Origin of the sequence: Shewanella sp. SW32 (assembly GCF_025653365.1) — a bacterium.
GTDB lineage: Bacteria > Pseudomonadota > Gammaproteobacteria > Enterobacterales > Shewanellaceae > Shewanella > Shewanella oncorhynchi.
In genome coordinates this window covers 107,593-127,898 of sequence record NZ_JAKKSJ010000014.1, presented here as the reverse complement: position 1 = coordinate 127,898, position 20,306 = coordinate 107,593, and the positions used below count along the sequence as shown (strand labels likewise).

General features: G+C 46.3%; 20 protein-coding genes and 1 tRNA gene. 13 read left to right on the top strand and 8 right to left on the bottom strand.

What is annotated here, in order from left to right:
* Positions 1-76 precede the first annotated feature (76 nt).
* From L5M28_RS10585 to L5M28_RS10575, 3 genes are all read left to right on the top strand, one after another.
* Positions 77-153 (top strand) — tRNA-Asp (locus L5M28_RS10585).
* 380 nt (positions 154-533) lie between these two features.
* Positions 534-1,046, top strand: coding sequence for a DUF1993 family protein (locus L5M28_RS10580; protein ID WP_063885021.1), 513 nt, complete (start codon positions 534-536; stop codon positions 1,044-1,046).
* Positions 1,047-1,457: 411 nt separating this feature from the next.
* Positions 1,458-1,667 carry a hypothetical protein gene (locus L5M28_RS10575; RefSeq protein ID WP_105251048.1) on the top strand — a complete coding sequence of 70 codons (210 nt, stop codon included), beginning with the start codon at positions 1,458-1,460 and terminating at the stop codon, positions 1,665-1,667.
* Between the two features lie 97 nt (positions 1,668-1,764).
* Here L5M28_RS10575 and L5M28_RS10570 read toward each other — a convergent pair whose 3' ends face one another.
* The 7 genes from L5M28_RS10570 to L5M28_RS10540 form a co-directional block, all read right to left on the bottom strand.
* Positions 1,765-2,241: a GNAT family N-acetyltransferase gene (locus L5M28_RS10570; protein ID WP_263203295.1), complete on the bottom strand. Its 477-nt coding sequence runs from the start codon at positions 2,239-2,241 to the stop codon at positions 1,765-1,767.
* 102 nt (positions 2,242-2,343) lie between these two features.
* The gene (locus tag L5M28_RS10565; RefSeq protein WP_263203294.1) at positions 2,344-3,660 is read right to left on the bottom strand and encodes a sensor histidine kinase; all 1,317 of its coding nucleotides are present in this window, start codon (positions 3,658-3,660) and stop codon (positions 2,344-2,346) included.
* A 4-nt stretch (positions 3,661-3,664) separates the two neighbouring features.
* On the bottom strand, positions 3,665-4,324 hold the full coding sequence (locus tag L5M28_RS10560; protein ID WP_006079718.1) for a response regulator transcription factor: 660 nt from the start codon (positions 4,322-4,324) through the stop codon (positions 3,665-3,667).
* Positions 4,324-4,590 (bottom strand): PepSY domain-containing protein, encoded by a 267-nt coding sequence (locus tag L5M28_RS10555; protein ID WP_012196525.1) that lies wholly within the window; start codon positions 4,588-4,590, stop codon positions 4,324-4,326. The genes L5M28_RS10560 and L5M28_RS10555 overlap by 1 nt, the downstream gene beginning before the upstream one ends.
* Positions 4,583-5,146, bottom strand: coding sequence for a diheme cytochrome c (locus L5M28_RS10550; protein ID WP_263203292.1), 564 nt, complete (start codon positions 5,144-5,146; stop codon positions 4,583-4,585). The genes L5M28_RS10555 and L5M28_RS10550 overlap by 8 nt, the downstream gene beginning before the upstream one ends.
* A 103-nt stretch (positions 5,147-5,249) precedes the next feature.
* On the bottom strand, positions 5,250-5,696 hold the full coding sequence (locus L5M28_RS10545) for a DUF1924 domain-containing protein (protein ID WP_263203290.1): 447 nt from the start codon (positions 5,694-5,696) through the stop codon (positions 5,250-5,252).
* 53 nt (positions 5,697-5,749) lie between these two features.
* Positions 5,750-6,337: a cytochrome b/b6 domain-containing protein gene (locus L5M28_RS10540; protein ID WP_263203288.1), complete on the bottom strand. Its 588-nt coding sequence runs from the start codon at positions 6,335-6,337 to the stop codon at positions 5,750-5,752.
* Positions 6,338-6,553: 216 nt separating this feature from the next.
* Between L5M28_RS10540 and L5M28_RS10535 the strand changes: the two genes are divergently transcribed.
* Positions 6,554-7,018: a DUF2809 domain-containing protein gene (locus tag L5M28_RS10535; RefSeq protein ID WP_263203287.1), complete on the top strand. Its 465-nt coding sequence runs from the start codon at positions 6,554-6,556 to the stop codon at positions 7,016-7,018.
* A gap of 84 nt (positions 7,019-7,102) precedes the next feature.
* The gene (locus L5M28_RS10530; protein ID WP_263203285.1) at positions 7,103-7,606 is read left to right on the top strand and encodes a hypothetical protein; all 504 of its coding nucleotides are present in this window, start codon (positions 7,103-7,105) and stop codon (positions 7,604-7,606) included.
* Between the two features lie 165 nt (positions 7,607-7,771).
* Here the strand turns inward: L5M28_RS10530 and L5M28_RS10525 are convergent, their stop codons facing one another.
* Entirely contained in the window at positions 7,772-9,292 is a 1,521-nt protein-coding gene (locus tag L5M28_RS10525; RefSeq protein ID WP_263203283.1) for an aldehyde dehydrogenase family protein, read from the bottom strand.
* Between the two features lie 381 nt (positions 9,293-9,673).
* On the opposite strand from L5M28_RS10525, the gene L5M28_RS10520 reads away from it, so the two are divergent.
* The 8 genes from L5M28_RS10520 (at position 9,674) to L5M28_RS10485 (ending at position 20,305) form a co-directional block, all read left to right on the top strand.
* A complete protein-coding gene (locus tag L5M28_RS10520) occupies positions 9,674-11,575 on the top strand; it encodes a sigma-54-dependent Fis family transcriptional regulator (RefSeq protein ID WP_263203299.1) in 1,902 nt (633 codons plus the stop codon).
* Positions 11,576-11,857: 282 nt separating this feature from the next.
* Positions 11,858-13,378, top strand: a complete 1,521-nt coding sequence (locus L5M28_RS10515) for a catalase (protein ID WP_317630004.1) — start codon at positions 11,858-11,860, stop codon at positions 13,376-13,378.
* A 177-nt stretch (positions 13,379-13,555) separates the two neighbouring features.
* Positions 13,556-14,074: an ankyrin repeat domain-containing protein gene (locus tag L5M28_RS10510; RefSeq protein ID WP_263196866.1), complete on the top strand. Its 519-nt coding sequence runs from the start codon at positions 13,556-13,558 to the stop codon at positions 14,072-14,074.
* Between the two features lie 173 nt (positions 14,075-14,247).
* Positions 14,248-15,228 carry an MDR family oxidoreductase gene (locus tag L5M28_RS10505; RefSeq protein ID WP_263196868.1) on the top strand — a complete coding sequence of 327 codons (981 nt, stop codon included), beginning with the start codon at positions 14,248-14,250 and terminating at the stop codon, positions 15,226-15,228.
* Positions 15,229-15,547: 319 nt separating this feature from the next.
* Positions 15,548-17,068, top strand: a complete 1,521-nt coding sequence (locus L5M28_RS10500) for a flavocytochrome c (protein WP_263196870.1) — start codon at positions 15,548-15,550, stop codon at positions 17,066-17,068.
* Positions 17,069-17,096: 28 nt separating this feature from the next.
* The gene (locus tag L5M28_RS10495) at positions 17,097-17,456 is read left to right on the top strand and encodes a cytochrome c3 family protein (RefSeq protein ID WP_212600223.1); all 360 of its coding nucleotides are present in this window, start codon (positions 17,097-17,099) and stop codon (positions 17,454-17,456) included.
* A gap of 388 nt (positions 17,457-17,844) precedes the next feature.
* On the top strand, positions 17,845-19,089 hold the full coding sequence (locus tag L5M28_RS10490; protein ID WP_263203281.1) for a hypothetical protein: 1,245 nt from the start codon (positions 17,845-17,847) through the stop codon (positions 19,087-19,089).
* Positions 19,090-19,174: 85 nt separating this feature from the next.
* On the top strand, positions 19,175-20,305 hold the full coding sequence (locus L5M28_RS10485; RefSeq protein ID WP_263203279.1) for a hypothetical protein: 1,131 nt from the start codon (positions 19,175-19,177) through the stop codon (positions 20,303-20,305).
* Position 20,306 lies beyond the last annotated feature (1 nt).

The window sequence follows — 20,306 nt, the reverse complement described above, 5'->3', positions numbered from 1 at the left end:
GTGTGGGGTCTCCCCATGTGAGAGTAGGTCATCGCCAAGCGCCTAATTTAGGTTAACGTGTAGACGTTAAGCTAAAGGAGCGGTAGTTCAGTTGGTTAGAATACCGGCCTGTCACGCCGGGGGTCGCGGGTTCGAGTCCCGTCCGCTCCGCCAACATTAAGAGATAAGCCTCATCGAAAGATGAGGCTTTTTTCGTTATGGCGTTGCTGATATTTTCGTGTCAGTGACGCTAATGCTTCGGGCTCGAAGTATGTGGTTATCGTCATAGCCGGCCATCCCAATTCCTACGAGTGTACGTTATTGTTATTCGGATCAGTCCGAGATAATTTTAATCTCTTAGCTTGTAGCTGACGCTCTATCCCTACAGGTAACGTCTATCATTTTCTTGTCCTAATTGACTTAATATCGTTTATATTGAAGTATTTATTATTAAGCAGATACTTAAATTCCAAGAATGATTGAAATTGAGTAATTTGCCCCAAGATCGTCTTAAGTGCTGCAGTTTTGTAGCGTCCATCAATGAGGTCTATGCCATGCTTTATGATTTAACGGTTGTACAATTTAGCAAGATGCTGAAAAATTTAAGCGTTATTCTTGAAAAAGGCGAATGCTTCGCAAACCTCAAGAAAGTTGATATGGCGGTTCTTTTAAACTCACGTTTAGCGCCGGATCAATTCAATCTTATTCGCCAAGTTCAAATTGCCTGCGATACTGCCAAAATTGGCGTAGCACGTTTGACTGATAACTTAGATACAGTGCCAAAGCATGATGATAGCGAGACGACGCTGGCTGAGTTGCAAGCGCGTATTAGCTCAGTTTTGGATTATTTAGCAACGTTTAAAGCGGATGATTTTGCTAATGCGGCCACGATCCATGTCTCACAACCACGATGGGAAGGAAAATATCTTACAGGTTATGAGTTTGCCATTGAGCATGCTATTCCGAACATTTACTTCCATGTAACAACAGCCTACGCGATTTTGCGCCACAACGGTGTTGAAATTGGCAAGAAAGATTACCTCGGCGCTATGCCATATAAGTCGTAAATCTAGGCTAGATGTAGTACTGTTGCGTAGCCTAATTGTTGCGCAGCAGCGCTTTGCCGCTTGAGCTTACCAACCTTTCTGCATTACCACCTGTTCTTTCTCTACCTATGTTATGCCGCTTTGTCGCTGGAAATTTAGGACTCGTTAGGGTTCTGTTACGCTGATGAAGTCAATCAATACTCAGTTTTTCATTTCGACCTTACGTCTCGATTATTTTTATCCTGTTAGCATGTGATTTAATTTTGTTGGCTTAGGTAAATGATATGGGCCGTAAGTTTATGAGTCGCCAAATTATCTATTACTTAAATAGTGAATGGCGAATTGACTCATTATAAAGATGACCTGTTTGTTCGTTTTGAACAGGGATTTACTGGAAGAGCCTATTTAAGGTTCTAATTAAAGGAGTTAGCTATGTCTATCGAATCTCAAGCCGTCGAGAGTCCTACGGATGCAACGACAACTGATTTACCGATGAAGAGCAAGAAAGCCAAAAAAGCCGCCATTACCAGTGGTTTGCGTCTCAAAGACAAGTTGACCCAAGACACTCGCCGCCGAATTGAAATTCTGCACGAGCAACGCCAACTATCCAATCGTTTCGGTGTGGATATAGAAATTGACTAAAGCCATCGGCTTGTCGCTAAGTATTGGATATCACATTTAGATATTTAGCCCGCATGTACAGCTTCACGACGTCCGTCGTGGAGCTTGCTCTCTTAACTTAGCAACTTTGCTGACTCAATTTATACTCCATAATCGTGACCATCTCGCCTTTATAATCTTCCAGTGAAATCATTGACCAACCCAGCGTTCGATAAAAATCGGCTTTATCTGCAGTAAACAAATAGATTTTCTGTAAACCAATCGCTCTAGCATGCTCAACGACGGCATTGACTAGCAACTTACCTAATCCTTTATTTCGATGGTTTGCATTCACATACACATTGGCGAGCCACGGGCTTAAGTCAGTTCGGCTGTCCATATCTGCGATGATTAATGAAGATGATCCCATCACTTGATTTGCCTGTTCGCAGATAAACATCTTGGGGATGGCGGCGTCAGTTAAATACTCGTTCATTTCCTCAATCAACGTAGTGACTGAAGCATCCGCAGAACTCAAATGTGCCCATGCTTGATGATGCCACTCCGCCAATTGTGGAATGTGTTGCGGGGCAGATTTTAGGTCGATAACTTTCATATAAATCTCTAGATTGATTGGTGAAAGGGGTTTGAATGGGCAACTTATACCCTCTATTGGCTTGCATGAACTTAGTGGACACAGGCCGAGTGAGTATACCGCTTAATTCGGGATCGGCAGAAATACGCTGGCGTTAAGTCCGCCTTGTTTAGCGTTGCTAAAGCTGAGCTCGCCTTGATAGCTGTCGACAATATCCTTGCAGATAGACAATCCTAAACCATGGCCCTGGATGCTTTCATCTAGCCGAATGCCGCGCTCAATGATAACTGACAGCGCGGCATCGGAGACACCTTCGCCATCATCACTCACTTCTATCCCATAGCCTGTGGTTGGCACGTCCTGCTGACTAATACGGATCTCAATGTTCTTGCGGCCATGCTTGCAGGCATTATCCAGCAAGTTGCCTAAGAGTTCGAGTAAGTCATCCCGATCAAACGGCATCACTAAGCCGCTCGTGTAATGGCTATGAATAATGCGGTCTGGGTAAATACGCTGCATTACTTTGATTAGCGGCGCTAGGTCGTCATCGAGCACAGTATAACGCCCTGGAGTGGATAGGCCGACAATCTTAGTGCGCTTAAGCTCTCTCTCAATGATGTGGTGCAGGCTTGCGAGCACCTTGCTGCCCTCACTCCGCTGTTCTGGTGGAAGGCTTTCTAGGTAGGACTGCAGCCCTTGTAACGGACGTTTCATTTCGTGGGCCAAGTTACCTAGAGCATTGCGGGAACGTTGCACTCGCTGCCCCAATTGATTGACTAAGCGATCTATCTCTTCAATCAGTGGGACTATCTCACTCGGTACTTTGGCGGGATTGATTTCTTGCCCTTGGGTACGCATCTGCCGTATGGCTTCGGGCATCTGTTCTAAGGGTTTAAAACCGCGTTTCAGTAGCTGATGCTGGGCCATTAATAGCATGACAATCGTGAGTAATACCGCCGCACTGGCAAAGGCTAAAAAGTGTATTTGGGTTTGTTCAAGCGCGCTAATGTCTTCCGTCACCCACAGGATAACCAATTGATCATTTTTGATAATGGCCTGACTGAACATCAGCCAATGTTCTTTACCGACAAAGCGGGTGGCTTGGTGTTGCTCACCAGCGGTCAGTTTTGGCATGTTCACGTTATGGTCGAAAAGGGAGCGTGAGCGCAGAGTTTGCTCGCCGATTTGAATTGCAAAATAATGCCCAGAATTAACCCTGTGGTACACATTGGGTAAACGGTCGGTGGTGAGCGCCCATGTGCCATCGGGATTATGATTCAGGGCGGAGATCAGGCTGTCGGCATCGTGTTGTAGACGCGAAGCGACAAAGTCTTGGGTTAATACTTGGATACCTTGGTACAGAAAATAAAGTAACAACACCATAGCAAAGGTGAGCGTGATCAGCAGATTGCGCGTCAGATAACCCTTGAGTGAATACACGCCTTTACTCCTTGAGTCGATAACCTTGGCCGCGGCGGGTTTCGATATAATCCTTGCCTAAGCGCTGGCGCAGGCGGTTGACGTACACTTCGATGACATTGCTGTCTTTGATTTGATCTTCTTCGTAAATGCGTTCACTGAGCTCTGACTTAGAGACGATCTTGCTGGGATTGACCATTAAGTAATGCAGCAGACGATATTCAATCTTAGTCAGTTCTATCACTTCACCATCAACATTAGTGACGGCTTGTTTGTCGACATCGAGGGAGACGCCTGCATGCTGCAACACATTGTCGGCACGGCCAAAGTGGCGGCGGATCAACACTTCGAGCCTTGCGAGTAGTTCTTCAATGTGAAAAGGCTTGCCAAGGTAATCATCGGCACCCGCCTTGAGGCCATCGACCCGCTCGTGCCACGCATCACGGGCGGTGAGAATAAGCACTGGCATGGCTAAGCCTTTTTGTCGCCATTGGCCGAGGACTTGTAAACCAGGTTTGCCGGGTAAACCGAGATCGAGGATCACGGCTTCGAAGTTTTCTTCTTCGCCTAAAAAGGCACCGTCGATACCGTTATCGGCGTGCTCGACGGTATAACCCGCCTTGTTAAGGGCGGGAATGAGGCGCGCGACCAGATCGGTATCATCTTCAATCAATAGCAAACGCATCAGTCGACCTTTTCCTTTAGCCACTCGCCGGTTTTGGCGTCAATTTTGATTTCATACACTATGCCATCATCACGAAGGATTTCGAGCTCGTAGATGATCCTTCCATGTTTTTGCTCGACTTCGAGATCGAGCAACCGCCCCTTTAGCCGTGATTCATAGCGTTGCATTATGGTGTCGAAGGGCAAAACCTTGCCCTCCTTAACCCACTCGACCACTTTGTTTGAAAGATCATCGTCGTGGGCATTGCAGCTGGGGCTGCTAATCATCCCAACGGCCAAAGCCAGGAATATTAACGGTATCTTCATCGAATATGCCCTTCTCTGCGAGGTTGTGACAATTGCTGCATTGACTGAATGAGCCGACTTTGGGGTTATCTTGCACCATACGTCTTGGGATCTCATCGTGTTTGCCAATAAAATATGCCTGCTCTGTGATCTTCTGCGGCCCAGACCCTACGAGCAGCGGCGTGCTGTTTTTCATCACCTTACCATTTTGCGCCGCATGTTGAACCAGATATTCCTCAATTCTAGCAGTGACTTGAGGATCTAGACTGGCGTTGTCACCAAAGTGATTATCAAGATTTGCGGTAATGGCGCGCCACTTATTGGCGGGGAGTAAATTGGCTGGATAAGCCATGTGGCAGCTACCACATTCTGCCGTGTATTCCGCATTCTGTGGAACGGCGCGGCTGAGCTCGCGGCCATCGTCCGCATAGCCTGTGCTGGCTAAGGTTAGGCTGATGCCGATAACGCCAATGGCTAATGCCGCAGCTGTGAGTGATGAGCCGAGGAGCCAGCTAATAGGGTGTGCTTGTTGAGTCATGACATCTTCCTTTTTGTGTCGTTACCTTCTGTGGAAGGTATTGAAATTAATTGATCTAATTAAATGAGCTAATTGAATGAGTTATAAGGTCGACATTTGGCGGTTATTGCAGGCTTAACCAGAGTAAGGCATCGCCTTTTTCCTGCGGCGTGCAGTCGCGTTTAAAAGTCCAGTTACAGTTACGGCTAAACCATTTCTCAATCTTGGCTGAGTCGGTTAACCGATCTGCGGTAATCGACGGCGCCATAGGGTCAATGGGTTTACGGGTATTTTGGTGCATCCCCATGCCAGTGACTTTGGCGGTATGGCAACTGGCGCAGCTGCGACCGTCCATGTCCTGTAGCCAAAGCTTTTGTCCTGCGGCGGCGGTAAAAGGTCCTGCGCCTTGGGCTTGATAGCTTTGCAGCTGCGTGCCAATACGCTCGGCGCTAAGTGGCAGGCTTTGCACTTTACTGTTGGCGGCGCTAACGCTAAGGCTAGTCAGCAGCAAGGTGGAAATCGCGACAATGGCAAGGCGACTTTTATTCGTGTGTCTGGTTAATCTGTTCATAGGGCATTCCTTTTGGGCTGGATGTCTTATTGCTAAGCAAAATGGCTAATGGATTAATCTTTTTGTTCCGCAGGGCGTTGTTTCTTGCCCGTGACCATGGCTCTGACTAAGTTTTCTTTGTGTAACAGGCTGCTGACGATGACGCCGCCAACATGGATGACCACAAGGAACACGGTGAAGTTGGCAAAGAATTCATGGACTTCTTTTATGACGCCTTCAGGCCAAGTGGCGAAAAAGCTCGTGGCTAATGGGCCGTGTCCGTCGGTGGCGTACAGTGCCATACCCGAGAATCCCGTGATGGCGATGCTGGCAATCAAGGCCACTATCATCATTGCCCCAGCGGGGTTATGGCCTATGTAGTCTTTGGCTTTGCCCGTGACGAGCCCTTTGAGGTACACCAGTACTTCTTTAGGGCGAGTGATAAAGTTGCTAAAGCGCGCATTGTGTGTGCCCATCACGCCCCACAGCAGGCGAAACACCAGTAAAATTAAGATGCTATAACCTGCGTAACTGTGGATGGTCATCCACTCGTCTTCGCCTTCAGTGAGGTAGGCTAAGGTAAAAAAGCCGACGAGTGACCAATGGAATATGCGGATCAACAGGTCCCAGACTTTGATGGTTTGCAGTGTGTTTGATGACATGGTGTGACGCTCCTAAGTGGGTTTAGGTGTAGGCTACTTAACCCAAACTTAAACCTCGCTTAAATTTTGAGGCGCGAACATTTATCGAATTGATGGGGGTGAGTGGTTCGCTTGCTCGTGTGGCGAGTGTTAAATGTCAACGAAAACTCACTTGTTAACCTATTGGTATTACGGTAAATTCTGCCATCTCAACCGAGTGAAGGGATTAACTTATTTATGTCTACCGCCGTTATTCGCGCTTTCATCAGCCGCAATCCGAGTCGTAAATCCTTTTGTATTTATGCCGTTTTATTATTTTTGACCGAAGTCTTAATCGCCTTATATGCACCTGCGGGTTTTATTCGTGGTTTTGTGGGCGATGTATTGGTGGTGATCTTACTGTTTTGCATGGTGCGGGCTGTCGTTCCGGTTGCCAGCCCAGTAGAAAAGCCCCTAGCACAAAACACAGGCGAGGGTATTAAACGCTTTTTTCAAACTCCTTGGCTGGCGTTTGCGGTATTGCTGTTTGCCTTTGCCATCGAGTTTGGCCAGTATTGGGGCTTAGTCGATAAGCTAGGCTTGGGTGGAAATCGATTGGCGCGGATAGTAATAGGTAGCCATTTTGATCCACTCGATCTCGTGGCGTATTTTGTCGGCTATTTGATCTTACTGGGCTGTTATTGGAAAAGCCGGCAGTCCTAGTGATTTGAGTTTGCAAGAGCCGCGTGACGTGTGTTTTCGCGGATAGGTAGGCGAAATAGGTAGGCGAGATAAGTGGGGTAAGAGATGCAGCCGATAACGGCATTTTCACTGCTAACAGCACGTACTGATGGCTTTGAGCTTAATCCACTGAAAATACCTTTGTATTTCAATGGCCAACCTACTCACTCCTTTATTGCTGGCTTAGTGATTGAAGGTCAATATCGCTGCGTTTTACCCAATAAAACCTCGGGGTATTTGGTCATCACTTCTTTTGATTGTCCCTTCGAAGAATCGACCGAGTTTAGTCTGCTTGATGAAGGGTTTAAGCTCATTGCGACAACCTCTTTGGCGCAAATGTACGATTCTTTTCTGCTTTATGCCCATTGGCCTATGACGGATAACCGACTGAGGTTGCACTATTACGGTCAGTTTGTGCTGGATTTAGTGATGACAACGGGCAGTTCTTGGTTACCTTTTCAGCCAAAACTTAAACTGGTTGAAGTTGTCGATCCCCAAAGCGATCCACAAACAGCCTCCTCTCTTGCTGAATTAGCTCAGCGTTTAGCGCGGATTGATAATATAAACTGAGTGAGGTTTGAATTAAATTCAGTTAAAAAAGAAAGGGCTATTCGCCCTTTCATGTTTATCACTTGTATCTATTACTCATGCGGAAAGTTTTATAAGCCTGCTTGCAAAGACGTTTAAAAACCTAATAAAAGTTTCCTCACATCAACTTGTTTGAGCACCAAAACCTTAGAAGAAACCTAAAGGATTAACATCGTAACTCACCAAGAGATTCTTGGTATTTTGATAGTGGTTGAGCATCATCTTATGGGTTTCGCGACCGATGCCGGATTTTTTGTAACCACCAAAGGCGGCATGGGCAGGATAGGCGTGGTAACAGTTAATCCACACGCGGCCAGCTTGAATGCCACGTCCCATACGTTGAGCCGTGTTCATGTCCCGTGTCCACACACCAGCACCTAGGCCGTACTCAGTATCGTTCGCGATCGCTAAGGCTTCGGCTTCATCTTTGAAAGTGGTGACAGAAATCACAGGGCCGAAGATCTCCTCTTGGAAGATACGCATCTTATTGTGGCCTTTCATAATGGTTGGGCTGATGTAATAACCTTCGCTTTGGCCGCCATCGAGTTGGCAAAGTGTGCCACCTAGTAGCACTTCTGCACCTTCAGCCTTACCTATGGCTAAGTAACTTAAGATTTTATCGAACTGTTCTTTAGAGGCTTGAGCACCCACTTGAGTGTCGGTATCTAAGGGATCGCCTTGCTTTATGGTTTGTGCGCGGGCGAGTACTTTTTCGATAAAGCGATCAAAAATCGACTCTTGGATTAACACTCGTGATGGGCAAGTACAGACTTCGCCTTGGTTAAAGAAGGCCAGCAACATACCTTCGACGGCTTTATTTAAATATTCGTCCTCATGGTCCATCACATCGGCAAAAAACACGTTAGGCGACTTACCGCCAAGCTCAACGGTCGATGGAATTAAGGATTCAGCGGCGCATTTTAAAATGTGATAGCCAATTTCGGTGGAGCCAGTAAACGCAAGTTTAGTGATGCGTTTGCTGGTGGCCAGTGCTTGTCCTGCTTCGGCACCAAAGCCGTTGACTACGTTAAGAATACCCGCGGGTAATAGGTCTTCAATCAGCTCGAGCAAGACCAGAATCGATACCGGCGTTTGCTCCGCAGGCTTGAGTACCACACAGTTACCCGCCGCTAGCGCAGGGGCGATTTTCCATGCGGCCATTAAGAGCGGAAAGTTCCAAGGAATGATCTGGCCGACCACGCCTAAAGGCTCTGGGAAGTGATAACTGACTGTGTTGCCATCGATATCGGCGGCGCTGCCTTCCTGTGCGCGGATACAACCCGCAAAGTAGCGGAAGTGATCGACGAATAAGGGCAAGTCGGCATTTAAGGTTTCACGCACCGCTTTACCGTTTTCCCAGGTTTCGGCGACGGCTAAGTATTCGAGATTTTGCTCGACGCGATCGGCAATGCGCAGTAACAGGTTTGAGCGCTCGGTGGCTGAGGTTTTACCCCAAGCGTCTTTGGCTGCGTGGGCAGCATCTAATGCTAATTCAATATCTTGGGCGTCGGAGCGTGGGATTTGGCAAAAATTTTGGCCATTCACGGGTGAGCGATTGTCGAAGTATTTGCCATTGACTGGGGCGACCCATTTTCCGCCGATAAAGTTGGCGTATTTTTCTTTGAAGTTAACGATTGCGCCTGCGGTTCCGGGTTGAGCATAAATCATAGAATCATTCCTTCTTGTGGATGGCATGCTGGGCGTTGGCGATTTTTACGCTCTTGGCTTCAGCAAGGGAGTCTTGTTGATGCATCTCTGCTGGATGCCTTTTTAAATATTTTTCGTTTTGCTTTAAGCGAATCCTATTGATTGGCTTAGTGTTCTCTTATGCAACACCTTAGGCTTGCATACCAAGTGAGCATCGCAAGGAGAGTGCCAAACTGGCAGGAGTTGTACACTTGTTGTGCTAACAGTATGATGAAAAGCTAATTTTGCAGATTTGAATAAGTATGGGCACTCAGGGAGAGAAGTGTGTCCTTTGGTTACTTTGTCATCGAATGGCACACAGCAATTGTGCCGAAACGGAACACAGCTCGGGGTAGCACGGCTATGACAGTTAAACCGCATTTACCATCGACACAGGCGTGGTTGGCCGATTCGTGGCAGCGCAGCATTGGCGCTGGCTTGTCAGAATTTCAGTTACCCCAAGATCTTAGGCTCGATGCCTGCGGACTAAAGCAGAAACATGAGCAATATCAAATGCTCATAGCATTAGTGCAATCCCATGCCTTGCCTTTGTTCAACCAGTTGATGGCGCATTCCAATAGCCGACTCTTGCTCAGCGATGCCGAGGGTTATGTGCTCAGGCATTGGGGCGTGAGTCGCTACTCCACAAAATTGGCGGATGTGGCTCTGGATATTGGGGTGAATTGGCTCGAGCAACACAAGGGCACTAATGCGATAGGGACGGCACTCACCGCCAAACAAGCGGTCTCTGTAGTGGGTGAGCAGCATTTTATTCGCCAGAATCGTTTTATGAGTTGCACTGCTTGCCCGATATTTTCCCCCCAAGGTGAGATGCTCGGGGTGATCGATATCACCAGCGAGCAACAAAGACACACCCAGCAGACGCTGATGTTAGTGTCGAGTTTGGCGCAGCAGGTCGAGACCGCGCTTTTGTGCCATCTGCCCGACAGTCATTATCGAATCGATTTAGCGGCGCAGCCCAATCTGCTCAATTCGGGTTGGCAGGGCATAGTGATTGCCGACAGTGATGGTCGCATTGTGGGTTGTAATCCCATGGCGAAACAATTGCTTAATCATGCCAAGGTCGGCGATGCCGTCGAACAGTACTTAGGCGATAATTGGAGCCGTGCGGGTGGTTTTAATCAACATTTAGCCTTGCATTTACAGACTCAGCCCTTAAACATTCCTAGCATCAAGAGTCGGGTGGCGATTAGCAATAAATCGCTCAATCAATTGGGGGTGCGGTTTCGCGATCCTCAATTAGAACGTGCTTGGCAACATGCCAATAAGGTGATCACTAAGCAAATTCCGCTATTAGTGCTCGGTGAAACCGGTGTCGGTAAAGAGCAGTTTGTTAAAAAGCTTCATGCCCAGAGTGCACGTCGCAGCGAGCCCTTAGTGGCAGTGAACTGCGCCGCATTGCCTGCCGAATTAGTCGAATCTGAACTTTTTGGTTATCAGGCAGGCGCTTTTACTGGGGCAAACCGCACTGGGTTTATCGGTAAAATTCGCCAAGCTCACGGTGGCTTTTTGTTTTTAGATGAAATCGGCGAAATGCCGCTGGCGGCCCAGAGTCGTTTACTCAGGGTATTGCAAGAGCGCGAAGTGGTGCCCGTTGGCAGCAATCAAAGCTTTAAAGTCGATATCCAAATCATTGCCGCAACCCATATGGATTTAGAACAACAGGTGGCTCGAGGGCTGTTTCGACAGGATTTGTTCTATCGACTGAATGGCTTGCAGGTGCGTTTACCTGCGCTGCGGGAGCGGCTGGATATCGAGCGTATTATCCATAAATTGCATCGTAAACATCGTATCGCCGCGCAGGATATCTGCCCAGAACTGTTAGGGCAAATGATGCAATACGACTGGCCGGGGAATTTGCGTGAGCTGGATAACCTCATGCAAGTCGCTTGCTTGATGGCTGAAGGCGATGACACTTTAACTTGGCAGCATTTACCTGATTATCTGGCGGCCAAACTCACATGCGAGCCGTTAAAAGTAGACCTGTTACAAGCTGCATCTTTATGTGATGAATTTAAAGAGGTAAGCCGTCAACCTTCTGCATCACCCCTGCAAAGTGGTAAGTTCGCTGTGGAGCCGAATGCCACAAAGGTTCAATCGGATTCCCTAAATGAGGCGATTTATAGCAATGTGCTGCAGGCATACCAAGCCTGTAATGGCAATGTGAGCCAATGCGCTAAGCGTTTAGGGATCAGCCGTAATGCTTTGTACCGTCGATTAAAACAGATGGGGCTTAAGGATTAATGTTAGCTTACGGCTCTTGTTGCGAAGCTCAATCAATCGCCAAATATCTCTTAATCACCCCACGTTTATCCACTTCGCAATAGACTAAAACCGAGAGGTTTTAGTCCACAATATCTAGCTTCAGTATCTGACAATGTGACTTTTTGTTGTTGCCAATTTATGTCTAATAGGTTTTATTGATTCATATAATCGATAAAGATCGTTTCTTCTAATTACAAATTCAGAACTATACTGCGGGCAGGCAGAAAAGAGCTTGGCGTTATGCATAGAAGAGGAACTGTTATGCATCTTACTAAAAGCCTTTTAATTATTTCTATGGGTCTGACATTGAATGTGCAGGCTCAAACTTTACCAACAAATACCCTGACACGTGACAATGGTGCACCTGTGGGTGATAACCAAAACTCGACCACAGCGGGCAGTAATGGCAGCGTGTTATTGCAAGATGTGCAGCTTATCCAGAAGCTACAACGCTTTGCCCGTGAACGTATTCCTGAGCGTGTCGTCCACGCCAGAGGCACAGGTGTCCATGGTGAGTTTGTATCGAGTGGCGATTTTAGTAACCTAACCCAAGCGGCACCCTTTGCACAAAAAGGTAAAGTGACGCCCGTATTTGTGCGCTTTTCTACTGTGATCCACTCGAAAGGTTCGCCAGAAACGCTGCGTGATCCCCGTGGGTTTGCGACCAAATTTTATTCGGACCAAGGTAACTGGGACTTAGTCGGTAATAACTTACCCGTATTCTTCATTCGCGATGCGATCAAGTTTCCTGACATGGTGCATTCACTCAAACCATCGCCAGTGACCAATATGCAAGATCCGAATCGTTTCTTCGATTTTTTCAGTCACGAAGCGGGTTCAACCCATATGTTGACTCAGGTTTACAGTAACTTAGGTGTACCTGCCAGTTATCGTGAAATGGACGGTTTCGGTGTGCATGCGTACAAATTTGTGAATCGAGATAACCAAGTTAAATACGTGAAATTTAACTGGAAGAGTCTGCAAGGTGTTAAAGGCTTACGTCCCGATGAAGTGGTTAAAGTCCAAGGGCAAAACTTTAACCATTTAACTGATGATCTTTATAGTGAGATCAACAAGGGTAACTATCCTAAGTGGGATCTGTACGTTCAATTACTCGACCCGACTGAGCTTAATAAGTTTGATTACAACCCGTTAGATGCCACTAAGGTGTGGCTAGATGTGCCAGAACAAAAAGTGGGCACTATGACGCTGAACCGCATGCCTGCAAACTTCTTCCAAGAGACTGAGCAGGCGGCATTTACGCCATCGAATTTGATCCCAGGGATTGAGCCGTCGGAAGACAGATTACTGCAAGGCCGTATGTTCTCCTACGCCGATACTCAGCTGTATCGACTCGGCGCGAATTTGTCGCAATTGCCGATTAATAAACCCTTAGTGGCGGTGGCAAACCACAACCAAGAAGGTGCGGGCAATATGGGGCATACCCAGTCCGATGTGAACTATCAACCGAGCGTACATTTAGCCTTGGCCGAAGATAATCGTTATCGTGCGGTAACGACTGCGCTAACGGGGACTGTGCAACAAACGGCTATTAGCAAGCAGGATAACTTTAGCCAAGCGGGCGTCTTTTATCGCAGCTTGAGCAAGCAAGATAGAGCAGATCTGATCACTAACTTGGCCGGAGACTTAGGCAAAGTGAACGATGCCAATGTGAAACATCAGATGCTCAGTCACTTTTATCGTGCAGACCCAGAGTTTGGTGAGCTTTTAACCAAGGCCGTAAAGGGTGATCTGGCTGACGTTAAACAGCGTTCAATCTGATGTCGTTATTTTTAGGACTGTTTTGGTCGAAGAGATTTGCGCGTTAACAGTCCGAACCTAGTAAGTCCCGCAAGACGTAAACAAGCTCTTTTCTGCCCAGTTTAAGAGGGCGTCTTGCGGGCATTTCGTCACGTCTCATTGTTTAAATCTCTATTTTAGCTGTGCTGGGAGCCATTGATGAAACACACTATTGCTATCTTATTATTGATTATTGTGGCCCTGAGTATGTCGGTGGCAATGGGGGCGGGTTCGCTTCAAGCACCATTGGTTACATCCGCAACTGTCAGTCAAACGGACAAGCCCGATACCGCACAAGTACAATTGCTGGTGGACTATTTTTTTGCAGCAGCGCGTACCGGCGATATCACAGTGCTTGAGCATTTTCTCGATGCAGGCTTCCCTATTGACCAGAGAAATAGTCAAACCTATACCGCGCTAATGGTGGCGGCTTATAACGGCCAAGAGGCTGCAACGGATTTATTGCTTGAGCATGGTGCTAATGCTTGTTTGCAAGATAAGCGTGGTAATACGGCAATGATGGGCGCTGTGATTAAGGCCGAATTCACTATTGTAAAGCGGCTATACGCGAAAGAATGCGATGTGAACCTAACGAATAATGCCGGAATGACCTTGACTGAGTTTGCCCGCTACTGGGGTCAAAGTGGCGCTTTACAGCAAGCGAGTTTAAAGCAATAAAGACGCTAAATCTTGCTATCTCTTGCGCTCGATCACTCTTGGTCATTATCTTTAATCTGTTTAGATCTCAGCATTTACTATTAGCAATAAGTCTGCTTGTTAATGATGTCTATGCCTTTTATGGTAACTTTTTGAATATCGTTTAATACGGCTTGGCCTTCGGAGAGCGATTCATGTTTGATGCCTTACTACTGACGCAAGAAGATAAACGCACGTTTGCTCAAGTTTCACAAATTACAGAAGCTGATTTGCCAGAAGGGGAAGTCTTGGTTGATGTCGCCTATTCCTCGCTGAATTATAAAGATGGTTTAGCTGTGAGCGGTGCTGGCAAAATCATTCGTCAGTTTCCTATGGTACCAGGCATCGATTTTGCGGGCGTGGTGCGCGAATCGACTGATGCGAGATACCAAGTTGGCGATCAGGTGATTTTGACGGGCTGGGGCGTGGGCGAAAATCACTGGGGTGGAATGGCGCAAAAAGCGCGAGTTAAAGCCGACTGGCTGGTGCCCATGCCGCAAGGTTGTGATGCCGCTAAATCCATGATGATAGGCACGGCTGGGCTTACGGCTATGTTGTGCGTGCAAGCGCTGCAGCAGGCTGGGGTAACACCGCAAAGTGGGGATATTCTTGTTACAGGTGCCAGTGGTGGTGTGGGTTCTGTGGCGGTGACTTTGCTCGCCAATGCTGGCTATCGTGTGGTCGCCTGCAGTGGTCGGGTTGAACAGAATGCGCCTTTATTGAAGGAGCTTGGTGCCGCAGAAGTGATTGATCGCAGTGAGCTTGAACAAGATGCTAAGCCGCTTGAGGCGCAGCGCTGGGCGGGTGTGGTCGATACCGTTGGCAACAAGATCCTCGCCAAAGCATTAGCGCAAATGCAATACGGTGGCGCCGCCGCTATTTGTGGTTTAGCGGGCGGTTTTGCATTACCCACAACCGTAATGCCATTTATTTTACGGGGAGTGAGTTTGCTGGGAATCGATTCTGTTTCTTGTCCATTTGAGAAACGAAAAGCGGCATGGGAAGCTGTGATTAAAGCACTGCCTGCACATTTCTATCAGCAAGCTTGCCAGCAGATTTCATTGGCAGAGGTGCCTGATTTCGCGAATAAAATTATCCAAGGCCAAGTCACGGGGCGTGTATTAGTTAAGCTGTAATCTAATACTATTTCGTTAAAGTTAGATTTAACGATTTTCTCTACTTTAAATAAATGGCAACACTAATGTGTTGCCATTTTCGTATTCCAATCATAAAGCGGATTTATGTCTATTTAGTTTTCACTCTGTTTTGAATTCACCATTTGGAATGGTTTCCATAATGCAGTTTAAGTCATTTTTTTAGACAAAACTGAAGTTGGTTAATGTTTCTGCCATGTTGTTTATTTGTAGCGGAGGCAACTCTTGATGCACTCACGTTTTGGAATGCATTCCATCGTTATGATGTTTATGTCTATTAAAACAACAAGGGTGATGACAGATGAGTAACGCAAATCTGCTAGGACGCCGTAATTTTATCAAAGGTTTAGGTGCCGCTACTGGCGTAGCAATGGTATCGCCTGCGATGGCAGTTTCTGAGAAAGCTGACGGTATTAAGTGGGATAAAGAGATTGAAATTCTAATCGTGGGTTCAGGTTTTGCTGGATTAGCGGCTGCAATTGAAGCGACGCGCAAGGGCGCAAAAGATGTACACATTTTCGAGAAAATGTCTTACTTCGGTGGTAATTCTGCAATCAATGGTGGTTTATTCGCTGCCCCAGGCACACCAATGCAGAAAAAAGAAGGGGTGGAAGATTCAGTTGAAAAAATGGTTGCGGATCAAATTGCCTCTGGCCGCGGCATTGCTGACGAGAGCTTATTACAGCACGTAGCCTCACATGCCGTAGAAGCATTGCAAATGACGTTAGATGCTGGATCTGAATACCATCCATATTTGCAGCAGTTAGGTGGTCATTCCGTTGCGCGTACTTACCAGACAAGCGTGAGTTGTGGTGCAGGTATTACTCAGCCATTGTTAAAAGAGTGTCAGAGAATCGGTGTACGGACTCATAACCGTTCTAAGTTCGAAGGCTTCTTATTAGGTGAAAAGGGTAATGTTGTCGGCGTGAAAATGCGTGAGAACTATCATTTTGGTGAAGATCAACCTGGGAAAGTGCTAAATATTCGCGCTAAACGTGGCGTAATTATGGCAACAGGTGGTTTTGCACAGAACATTGATTTGCGCATGGCACAAGATCCTACCCTTACTTCCGAAGTGGGTTGCACCAACATACCTGGCGCTACTGGTGAAGGCATGTTGGAGATGTTCCGTTTAGGGGCTGTGCCTGTGCATCTTGCACATATTCAATCAGGCCCATGGGCATCTCCAGATGAGGGTGGGTTTGGGTATGTCTCAAATTATTCAATCTTTAACTTCCCGCACTCCATTGCAATTAACTGCATGACAGGTAAGCGCTTTATGGATGAGATTGCTGATCGGAAAACCCGAGCAGATGCAGAATTGGCGTGTCGTGATACTAAAGGTGAGCCACTACCGCCCATTTTAATCACCAGCTTCAAAGATTCTAAACAGCATCCTAATACTGCTAAAGTTCTTAAATATAATGTGGGCTGGAAGTTCGATACGCTTGATGAATTAGCGAAACACTTTGGTGTACCACTTGAGCCATTAAAGGCGCAAATTGAAGAATATAACAATTATGTCAAAACGGGTATTGATAAACAGTTTGGCAAGAACATGGCGAAGGCTAAAGATAAATACATTAAAGCTCCATTTACCGTCGTTCGTTTATGGCCGAAAGTGCATTACTGCCAAGGTGGTGTCCAAGTGACAACAAAGGCAGAGGTTAAAGATAGTTTAACTGGTAAGCCAATCCCTGGACTTTATGCTGCAGGAGAAGTTTGTGGTGGTATTCATGGGGTGAGCCGTCTTGGTAGTTGCTCTATTCCTGAATGTATGGTGATGGGTATGACGGCAGCTCGCAGCATCATGAACGTCTAAATTTACCCGATAATACGAGGAATAAACCATGAATAAATTAACCATAGTATTCGCGCTGGTATTGGGGTGTTTACCGACGCTATCGCTATCAACTCAGGCTGTTGAACTTCGAGACTATCATAAAGATGTAATTGGTAAAGACTGCAAGGCTTGCCATGACAACGGTATAAAGCAATTTCCGTCAGACCAAGCTTGTTTGCAATGTCACGATCTGGATAAGTTAGCTGAGCAAACTGCTCGTAGTGAAGAGGATAAGTGGCAAAACCCACATAATAACCTTCATTATGGCAAAGAACTGCCTTGCCAAGAGTGTCATGGCGAGCATAAAGCTAAAAAGCCATTATGCAGTAACTGTCATACGTTTAAGTATGACAAGCATAAAGAATAAGATCTCTTAGTGAGAGGCCCATGTTGATCATGGGCTATCCCTAACCTTAGCTCTCCCCCTTATTTTTAGGATTACAAGTTGTTGGCTCCTCTTAACTTGTGAAAAATGTTTAGCAACATTGGCGGTTTTATTATCCCTGCAAAGACAATTTACTGTTAACCGTTTCGCTTAATATGCTCCTTGGTTGTCATGGCTAAGGGGCTTTTTTCCATTTAATTCCATATTTTTCATTTATAAACGATTTGTTATCTGTTTTGTGGGTTAAATGGTGTTTTCTGCTGTTAAATTGTTGCAAATCAGTGCCGGTTAAATTTTTGGAATGGATTCCAAGCATATTATTCCACTCCAGAAAGTGGTGAAAAATAATATGTAAATAAGGGAGAGATGAATGAAAAAGACAATTATTGCGTTGTCATTGTTTGCGGTAAATGGGGCGATGGCTGCTGACTTACCTGACTTCTTAGATCAGAGTGAAATTGATAATGCACAATTTAAGTGTCTGGGTGAGCCAGTAACCTATTCAAAGGCCGATCAGAGGTATGTCAATATGCTTTGGGATGAGACGCTAACTTATCTAAAAGCTTATGCCATAGCTTTAACTAACGGCGAAAACAGTCATTGTCTGAATTCAGATGAGGCCATGATCGATTCGACCCAAGGTGGTCAAAAGATGTGCATTATGGATCGCCGCGATATGAAGCTGATGGTGAAAAACATCTATCAGGTGATCAACAACGCCGATAAGGCCAAGCAATGTTTTGGTGTCCGTGAAGAGGTTAACTGGATCTATAACCCCGGTGGTGAATTAACCAAGAACTCACCTGTTGCGCAGCACTTTAAGCGTACAACTTTTGATGAATTCTTTAAGACGAAGGTGACCAATGAAGAGGTGCAGAAATTAGGTAAAACCTTCACTAATAATTTCTATAAGATGGTCACTGGTGATGAAGTGAAGATGCCTTCGGTATTCCCTTATGACATCAGCGCTAACGCTCTGCCCAATCTGTGGGCAGCCGCAGGCTGGTTCCCTATGTATGCCGAGGAGAGTAAGCGTAACGACAAGAACTTCAACAACATTCGCGGTGGCTACGCCTACGCTGAGATCTTCGGTCATTGGGGACTGCTGCGTATCGATGAGATCAATGGCGAAAAGGTAGGTGCCGAAGTTGGTATGACAGTACAGTCAGTCGATACGCTTTACCCCTACCATAATCACGCTATCTCAGAGATGTACTACAACATGCGCGTGCCAGCATGTACCAATCAGTTTAAGAGTTTTGCAGTTCGTGCAGACTCACCTCTAGTAAAAACAGTCAAGAAAGATGCCACGATGCGTCGAGTACAGTTTGATGCTGCACAACATAATGGCCACACGATGTGGTTAGCAGGAAGTTACGACCAAGACCCCCTGATGTATTTCCACGAAAACACAATACACGCATTCGATATTGATGGTAGCTGTGAAGCTAAGCCAGAAGAGAGAGCCATAGTTTCTGTCTGGGCAAGAAGTAATGCCCATGACAAGCGTAATGATTATGGAACCACACTGCTTTGCGAATCAGCACAAAATCCTGGTACGCCAGCCAATAAAGATGAAGTCATTCAGTGTGATCTGACTCATTTGAAATGGTAACGACTACGTAATACGGCCAAGTATAAGGCGATATAAGCTTGTGCCGTGTACCTAAGGCGTACGGCAATTAAAATTAAAAGGTGAGATGATGAAAAAGTTAAATTTGTCTTTTGTTGCTGCAATGATACCAATGGCATTAACGACTGGAATAGTACCGGCACAAGAACAACAAGACGGTATAGATGTTGCTGGTACTGTCAGGATGAATTATGCCTATAAAGACTATAGTGAGAGCTCAAAAGACAAAGCTGGCGACCTTGCTTTTGACATGGCGGCGATTAAATTCAACGGTAAACTGGGAGAATGGGGCTTAGCGAGTGAATATCGCTTTTATGATGGTTGGCAGGCACTACGTTATGGTTATGGTTTTTATGAGTTAACCCCTGAGTGGCAACTGCAGTTCGGTGTTAACCAAGTGCCTTTTGGCAACCCAAGTTTTATCTCTAATAGCTTCTGGTTTGGTGTGCCTTATTACCTAGGCTTCGAAGATGATTATGATTTGGGTGTTAAAGGGGTGTATTCGAGTGGTGCCTGGGGCACTGAAATGGCCTTTTATAAGAATGCTGAATATGGGGCAGGTCGCGCAGATCGCTATTCAACCGATCTGTATAGTGGAGCAGTCAACGGTACCGAGTACAACAACGAAGAGACTAACCAGTTAAATCTTCGCCAGACTTATGAAACGAGCTACGAAGGTGGTAAAACCCAGATGGGGGCGTCGATTGAGTATGGCCAGATCTATAACAACAAGACTGGCAACAATGGTGACCGTTATGCCATAGCACTCCACATGGACAGTAGTTATAAAGGCTGGAACCTACAACTGCAAGCAATGCAATATGAATATGACGCCGCCGATGCAGTCGACAGCAATAAGATCGCTGTGGCAGCCTACAATTGGCAGTATGAGATTGCATCTAAAGCGCAGGCATACAGCGTAAATATAGCTAAGACAGTAACGACCGATTGGGGCAGTCTGAAGTTTTATAATGATTTCGGTATGGTGACACCGGATGTTGCCGATGACAGCTTTGATACCAGTTATCAAAATGTTACTGGCTGTGCCATTTCTGCTGGCCCAACTTACACTATGATTGATTTCATTATGGGTAAAAATATGTATGCCTCGACTCGGGATAACGGCCATGTCGGGTTGCCTGAAATGGGGGACAGTTGGGATAAGCGGGTTAATATCAATTTTGGTTACTATTTCTAAG